The following is a 7,892-nucleotide window of genomic DNA, read 5'->3' as shown; positions in this document are numbered from 1 at the left end:
TGGTCATGGTGTTCCAGCCCGCCCCGATCACGCCGGGGGTCGAGCCCGCCGAGGGCGAGGTCCTGCCGGGCGCGGCCGGTGCGGGCGAGACCGGCGGGGGTGCCGGCGGTGGCGTCGCCACCGCGACCAAGGTGCAGGTCACAGCGGCGCAGCGCGTCGTGGTGACGGTGGTGCGGTCCCGGGGTCCGGCCGCCGTGGCGATCGCCGTCTGCGCGCTCGCGACGGTGATTCTCGGCATTTTCCCGTCTCTGGTTCTTAATCTGGCGGCAGAGGCAAGTAAGTTCGTGCCGTGACCTCCGTACCGCTGCCGCCCCAGACGACGACGGGTACGTCGGCGTCCGCCCCGCCGGCCGCTCCGACTGACCTGCCCGACCCGACCGCGCTCGGCCTGCCGATCACGGACCCGGAGCTGGCGTCCCGTCTCGCGGACCGGCTGACGGTGGTCGACGACGTGCTGTCGGACGCCGTCTCCAGCGCCGACAAGCTGGCGGACGGCGCCTCGCGGCACCTCGTCGACGCGGGCGGCAAGCGGTTCCGGCCGCTGCTCACCCTGCTCACGGGTGAGCTCGGCGACGGTGCGGCCCCCGGCGTCGTGGACGCCGCCGTGGTGGTCGAGCTGACACAGGTCGCCTCGCTGTACCACGACGACGTCATGGACTCGGCGCCGATGCGCCGGGGGGCTCCGGCGGCGCACATGGTGTGGGGCAACTCGGTGGCGATCCTGGTGGGCGACATGCTCTTCGCCCGGGCCTCGGCCCGGGTGGCGGAGCTGGGCCCCGAGGCCGTGATCCTGCAGTCCCGCACGTTCGAGCGCATGTGCATGGGGCAGCTGCACGAGACGATGGGCCCGGACGACGGCGAGGACGAGGTGGCCCACTACCTCCAGGTGCTGTCGGACAAGACGGCGTCGCTGCTGTCGGCGTCGGCCCGCCTGGGGGCCATGCTCTCCGGTGCGCCGAAGGACCAGGTCGAGGCCGTGGGCGCGTTCGGCGAGAAGGTCGGCGTCGCCTTCCAGCTCGCCGACGACGTGCTGGACGTCGCGTCGTCGGGGGAGACCTCGGGCAAGACGCCGGGCACGGACCTGCGCGAGCACGTCCCGACCATGCCCGTGCTGCTGCTGCGCCGGCACGTCGCGTCGGGCTCCGCCACCGACGAGGACAAGGACCTGCTCGCGACGCTCGACGGCGACCTGTCGTCCGACGAGGTGCTGACGGCCGCGCTGCAGCGCCTGCGGGCGCACGCCGTGCTCGCCGACACGCGGGAGCTGGCCGTGCGCTGGGCGCGCGAGGCCGCCGCCGAGCTGGCGCCGCTGCCGGACGGACCGGTCAAGGACTCCCTGGAGCAGTTCGCGCAGGCCCTGGCGGACCGGGCGGTCTGACCCCGACGGGTCCCGCCGCCGCGGCGGGACCCGGACCCCCGGGGGACCCGGACCCCGGCGAGACCTGGAACCCGTCGATACGGGAAGCGTTCCGCCGCCCCGGTTGCCGCGAGCAATGGTGCCGCGATCCGGTTCGTCGAACCGATTGCTTTGGCGAGACGCCCGAAATTGCCCGGATTAGACCTCGACATCCCCGGCGCTTACCAGACACACTCATACAATCTGGACGTGTCGTATGGGTAGTCCTGCCCACCGAAATTCCACGACGATTCACCCTTCCCCCCGGTAGTGTGCTCCCGTTGCGCCTGTGTGTGCCGTCCAGGCGGGCAAATTTTCGGTGGCGTGATGAAGAGGAGGACGCATGAGCTTTGTCTCACGCGTGTACGAGAACCGCAGATCGGCAGCATCGGTCGGTGTGGTGACCCTCTTCGGCGCGGGGCTCCTGGGCTTCGCGCTCCTCTACGACGGTGAGGCGACCGCCGACGTCGAGCTCAACGACTCCGGCGTCTGGGTGACCCAGACCGCCTCGGGCAAGCTCGGCCGGTTCAACTACGAGGCCAAGGCCCTCGACGGCACCCTGCTCGCCAACTCCGCGAGCTTCGACGTGGAGCAGGACGCCCAGCGCGTGCTCCTGGACAGCTCGGGCGACTCGTCCGCGAGCCCCATCGAGCCGGCGCAGCTCACGCTGCGCGGCACCATGAAGTTCCCTGCCGGAGCGCAGGTCGCCGCGGGTGGCGCCACCACCGCGGTGTACGACGACGAGTCCGGCAAGGCCTGGGTCATGCCCTTCGACGGCGCGGTCGCGTTCGACGAGAAGAAGCTCAAGCCCACGGTCAAGGCCGGCCCGGGCGGCACGCTCGCGGTCGCCAAGGACGGCACCGTGTTCCTGGCCGTGCCGGCCGACGGCAAGCTCTACACGGTCACCACCAGCTCGCAGGGCGTCGCCGAGGACCCCGAGGAGTCCTCGCTCGCCGTGAGCGCCGACGCCAAGCTCCAGGTCTCCGCGGTCGGCGACCAGCCGGTGGTGCTGAACCAGTCCACGGGCAACCTGATCCTGCCCGGGGGTGACTCGGTCGAGATCGAGGACGGCTCCCAGGGCATGCTGCAGCAGCCGTCCGCCGAGGCGGACAACGTGGTGCTGGCCACCACGAAGGGCCTGGTCTCCCAGCCGCTCGGCGGCGGCGACGCGACCACGCGGACGGCGCAGGGCGGGCCGTCGGCCCCCGTACAGCTCAGCGGGTGCGTCTACGGCGCCTGGAACTCGGGCCAGGTCATCCGTGACTGCGAGGGCACGGACAACGACGTGGACCAGGTGCTCGAGGGTGTGAGCGCCGGCATCAGCCTCGTCTACCGCGTGAACCGCAACATCATCGTCCTGAACGACGTCGCGAACGGCTCGCTGTGGATGGCCGCCGACCAGTTCGAGAAGGTCGACGACTGGGACCTCAAGATGCCCGAGGACGCCGAGGGCGAGAAGACCGAGTCGGAGCAGACCACGCCGGAGCAGGTCGACCAGTTCGTGGCCGAGCGCAACAAGGCCAACCGTCCCCCCGTCGCCAAGGACGACTCGTTCGGCGTGCGGCCGGGCCGCACCACGGTCCTCAACGTGCTGGGCAACGACGTGGACCCGGACGGCGACGTGATGGTCGTGAAGGTCAAGGGCGAGGTCGACGGCGAGATCGGCGTCGACCGGGTGCTCGACGGCGCGGCCCTGCAGGCGAACGTGCCGGCGGACGCGACCGGGACCACCAGCTTCACGTACGAGGTGAACGACGGCCGCGAGGGCGGCGTCGACGAGGCCTCCGTGGACGTCAAGGTGGTGCCGCTGGAGGAGAACAACCCGCCGATCCAGTCGGGCGAGCCCGTGCTGCGGGTGGGCCAGGACGGCATGGCGACCATCAAGGTGCTGCCGTACTTCAAGGACCCGGACGGCGACGACATGTTCCTGTCCAACGCCAGCAGCGCCGACCCCCTGGACGAGGTGCGGTTCCGTCCGGACGGCACCATCGAGTTCCGCGACGGCGGCGCGGCCACCGGGCGCAAGGTCGTGGACATCACGGTCTCCGACGCCTTCGGGCTGCCGTTCCAGGGCAAGCTGCTGATCGAGGTCATCGGCACCAACGTGCCCCCGGTCGCCGTGCAGGACCACGTGACCGTGCTGACCGGCGAGCCCGCGACGGTGCGGCCCATGGCCAACGACTTCGACCCCAACGGCGACAAGCTGCGCCTGACGGCGGTGGCCGACAAGCCGGGCCTGACGATCACGCCCAACTACGGCGCCGGCACCTTCCGGGTCGCGAGCGACTCGGCCGGCTCGTACGACGTGACCTACCAGATCACCGACGGCCCCGAGCCGACCATGGGCCTGGTGCGCGTGGACGTCGTGGACCCGCCGGACGAGGCGGGCCCGCCCGTCGCGGTCTCCGACCAGGTGCTGCTGCCGACCGGCGGCTCGGCGCTGGTGGACGTGCTCGCGAACGACACCGACCCCGCGGGCGGCGTGCTCGTGGTGCAGGGTGTCACCGTCCCGGACGACGCCCCGATCAAGGTCGCGGTGCTCAACCACCAGATCCTGAAGGTCTCGGAGGTCAAGCGCCTGGACGGGCCGGTGACGGTCACGTACACCGTCGCGAACGGCTCCGGGACCACGACCGGTCAGGTGCGCGTGGTGCCGATCCCGGCGCCGGCGCAGCTGCGCCCGCCGGAGGCGGGTCCGGACGAGGCGACCGTGCACGTGGGCGACGTGGTGACGATCCCGGTGCTGAAGAACGACACGCACCCGGACGGCCTGGAGCTGACGCTCACGGACGAGCTGCAGGAGTCGCCGCCGGCAGCGGCGGGCGAGGCGTTCGTCTCCGAGGACACGGTGCGGTTCCGCGCCGGCCAGGAGGCCGGGACGTACCACGCCGTCTACGAGGTGAAGGACTCCAACGGGCAGAAGGACTCAGCCCAGGTGACCATCGTCGTCAAGGACGACCCGGAGAACGCCGCCCCGCAGCTCCCGGACATCACGGCGCGCGTGCTGGCCGGCGGTACCACCCGGATCCCGCTGAACCTGGACGGCACCGACCCCGACGGTGACTACGTCACCCTGAGCTCGATCTCCGCGGCGCCGTCGCAGGGCACCGCCACCATCGTGGACGGGTTCATCGACTACACCGCGGCCGAGGACGGCACCGGCCTGGACACCTTCACCTACCAGGTGACGGACACCCGCGGCGCCGTGGGCGAGGGCCTGGTCCGCGTGGGCGTCACCCCACCGCCCGCCACCAACCAGCCGCCGCAGGCCACCGACGACGAGACGACGGTGCGGCCGGGCCGCACGGTGGCCGTCCGTGCGCTGGAGAACGACACCGACCCCGACGGCGACGAGATCGGCCTCGTGGACAGCGCGTTCGAGGGCACCGAGGACATGGACCCCAAGGTCGTCGAGGACGACGTGGTGCTCACCGCGCCCGACGACGAGGGTTCCTACTCCTTCTACTACGGCATCCAGGACAGCTTCCGGGCCCGCGCGAGCGGCGCCATCACGGTGAACGTGGACAAGAACGCGCCGCTGCTGCGGCCGATCGCCCACGACGACGTGGTCACGGCGGACGACGTCGAGGGCTCCTCGTCGGTGACCGTGGACGTCAAGGCCAACGACGTGGACCCGGACGGCGTGGCCGCCGACCTCGAGCTGACGATCGACCCCGACCTGGAGGGCGTGCGGATCACCGAGGAGGGCTCGCTGGAGGTGCAGCTCACCGAGAGCGCCCAGGTGATCACCTACACCGTGACCGACATGGACGGCCTGGAGGCCAAGGCGTTCGTGCGGGTGCCGGGCGACCAGTCCCGGCCGCACATCAAGCCGGGCCTGGAGCCGCTCAAGGCGACCAGCGGCGAGCCGCTGACGATCGACATCGCGGACTACGTGGTGGTGCGCGACGGGACGAAGCCGCGGATCACCGAGGAGAAGACGGTCAAGGCGCTGGAGGGCAAGGTCGAGGTCGACGACGCGGACACGCTCGTCTACACCTCCGCCGAGGACTTCGCGGGTGCGGCGTCGGTCAGCTTCGAGGTGACCGACGGCAAGGGGCCCGACGACCCCGAGGGCCTGACGGCGGTGCTGACGCTGCCGATCGACGTCACCCCGTCCAAGAACATGCCGCCCAAGGTCACGGGCCGGCCCGTGCTGCAGGTCGCGGCCGGCGAGGAGAGCTCGGTCGACCTGTCGCGCTACGTCAAGGACCCGGACAAGGACCCGCTGACCTTCGACGTCAAGGGCGTCGAGGGCATCGCGCCGTCGGTCTCCGGGGACACGGTCTCGGCCCAGGTCGACCCGTCCGTGTCGAAGGGCACGGCGCAGGAGCTGGCGATGACGGTGTCCGACGGCAAGAACCCGGCCGTCGAGGCCGTGCTGACCGTCGAGGTCGTGGCCTCGACCCGGCCGCTGGTCCAGACCACGCAGGACGTGGTGCTCGACGCCCACCAGGGCGAGGCCACCACGATCCCGGTGCTGGACAACGACACCAACCCGTTCCCGAACAAGGAGCTGAAGCTGTCGGGCGTGCCGACGGTCGAGACGGGCATCGGCACCACCGAGTACCGCGGCAACCAGCTCGTGGTGACGCCGGACGAGGACTTCACCGGCGCCATGCTGGTGCGCTACCGCGTGCAGGACGCCACCGGTGACCCCGACCGCGAGGTCGACGGCATCGCGAAGCTGACCGTGCTGGGCAAGCCCGAGGCGCCCCGCGCGCCCCGGGTCGAGGAGGTGCGCTCGGAGACGGTGGTGCTGAGCTGGGACCAGCCCAACAACAACGGCGCGGACATCACCGGCTACACGCTGCGGACGCAGAACGGTCAGGAGCACGCGTGCAACACGACCACCTGCACGTTCGAAGGGCTCAAGAACAACGTGAAGTACACGTTCACGGTCACCGCGACCAACGACGTGGGCGAGTCCGACCCGTCACCGGCGTCGCGCGAGGCACGTCCGGACGAGAAGCCGGACCAGCCCGAGCCCCCGACGCTCGAGTTCGGTGACCAGAGCCTGACGGTCAAGTGGACCAACAAGGCCTACTCGGACCGCTCCCCGATCGAGTGCGTCAACCTGGAGATCAGCCCGGCCCCGGCCGACGGCGTGACGCAGAAGACCTGCCAGCCGGGCAGCACCACCACCTGGACCGGCCTCAACAACGGCACGGCGTACACGGTCCGGGTGCAGGCCAAGAACCAGGCGCCGGACCCGTCCGAGTGGTCGGTGCCGTCGGCCCCGGAGACCCCGGCCGCGCCCCCGGCGCAGCCGGCCGCGCCGACCGCGCAGCGGACGAACACCGCCGTGGGCGGCCAGATCGACGTGTCGTGGACGGCCCCGGCCAACAACGGTGACGCGGTGAAGAAGTACTACCTCGACGTCTACCAGGACGGCAACAAGGTCAAGACGCTCACGACGTCCGGCACCTCGCAGCCCGTCCAGGACCTGAACCCGGAGTCCTCCTACACGTTCACGGTCCAGGCCGAGAACAAGGCGGGCAAGTCGCCGGTCAGCGCCCAGTCCGCCGCGGAGCCGGCGTACGGCATCCCGACCGTCCCGACGGGCGTGGCCGCGAGCAACCCGGGCGACGGCCGCGCGACCGTGAGCTGGAGCGCGCTCCCCAGCGCGAACTTCCGTGGTCCGGCGCACCGGTACGAGGTGTCGGCCAACGGCCAGGGCAACGCGAACGCGGGCGACGCGACGTCGTACAACTACGGGGGACTGAGCAACGGCACCTCGTACACGTTCCAGGTGCGGGCGTGCAACCAGTACGTCTGCGGCGACTGGTCGGCGGCGTCCAACGCGGTGGTCCCCTTCGGCCCGGTGCCGAAGCCGACCATCTCCGCCGTCGGCGGGAACCAGAAGGTCACGTTCACCTGGGACGCTCGCGCGGAGAACGGCCGGTCCACCACGGTCCGCGTGACCGACGCGATCACCAGCACGGCCAAGAGCGGCTCGCAGTCGGCCTCCGCCAACTACAGCGAGCTGAAGAAGGCGTGTGTCACGGTGACGGACTCCGAGGGACAGACCAACAGCGCCTGCGCCGAGGCCCGAGCGGACGCCAGGCCCGACCCGCAGGCGTGGGTGACGAGGGGCTCGGGCGTCAACAACGGCGACTGCAGCGACTCCTCGTGCGCCTACATGGTCGTCAACTGGAAGGACTTCCCGACCGGTAACCACAGCGTCGAGTGCTACTCCGGCACGAACCCGGACGAGTCCGGGTGGCACAACATCCTGACGCCCGACCGCGCCTACACCGTGAACTTCGGGTCGGCCGACGGCAGCCGCCAGCTCAGCTGCTTCTACGGGTACCCGGGCACGCAGGTGGCCGTGAAGATCGACGGCACCCTGTACGAGGCCAGGACCTGGTAGAACCGACCCCGCCCGGGGGCCCCCCCCCCCGCCGGCCGGGGCGCCCAGAAAGGACCCAAAATAAACCCACCGGCCGGCCCGAAACAGCCCGAGGGGAAAAAAAGAATAACACCAAGCGGGGGC

Annotated in this window: 2 protein-coding genes and 1 pseudogene; all 3 read left to right on the top strand. The window is 71.0% G+C overall.

Going from position 1 to position 7,892, the window contains the following annotated elements; translation table 11 throughout:
* Positions 1 to 293 (top strand): annotated as a pseudogene (locus ACFWEJ_RS24675) (NADH-quinone oxidoreductase subunit N); the annotation flags it as partial.
* A complete protein-coding gene (locus ACFWEJ_RS24670; protein WP_377231823.1) occupies positions 290 to 1,378 on the top strand; it encodes a polyprenyl synthetase family protein in 1,089 nt (362 codons plus the stop codon). The pseudogene ACFWEJ_RS24675 and the gene ACFWEJ_RS24670, both read left to right, overlap by 4 nt.
* A 361-nt stretch (positions 1,379 to 1,739) precedes the next feature.
* Positions 1,740 to 7,769 carry an Ig-like domain-containing protein gene (locus ACFWEJ_RS24665; RefSeq protein WP_377231822.1) on the top strand — a complete coding sequence of 2,010 codons (6,030 nt, stop codon included), beginning with the start codon at positions 1,740 to 1,742 and terminating at the stop codon, positions 7,767 to 7,769.
* Positions 7,770 to 7,892 lie beyond the last annotated feature (123 nt).

This window comes from Promicromonospora sp. NPDC060204, from assembly GCF_042728455.1.
Taxonomy (GTDB): domain Bacteria; phylum Actinomycetota; class Actinomycetes; order Actinomycetales; family Cellulomonadaceae; genus Promicromonospora.
Note: the sequence above shows the minus strand (reverse complement) of the source record. Positions and strands in the feature narration are given on the sequence as shown.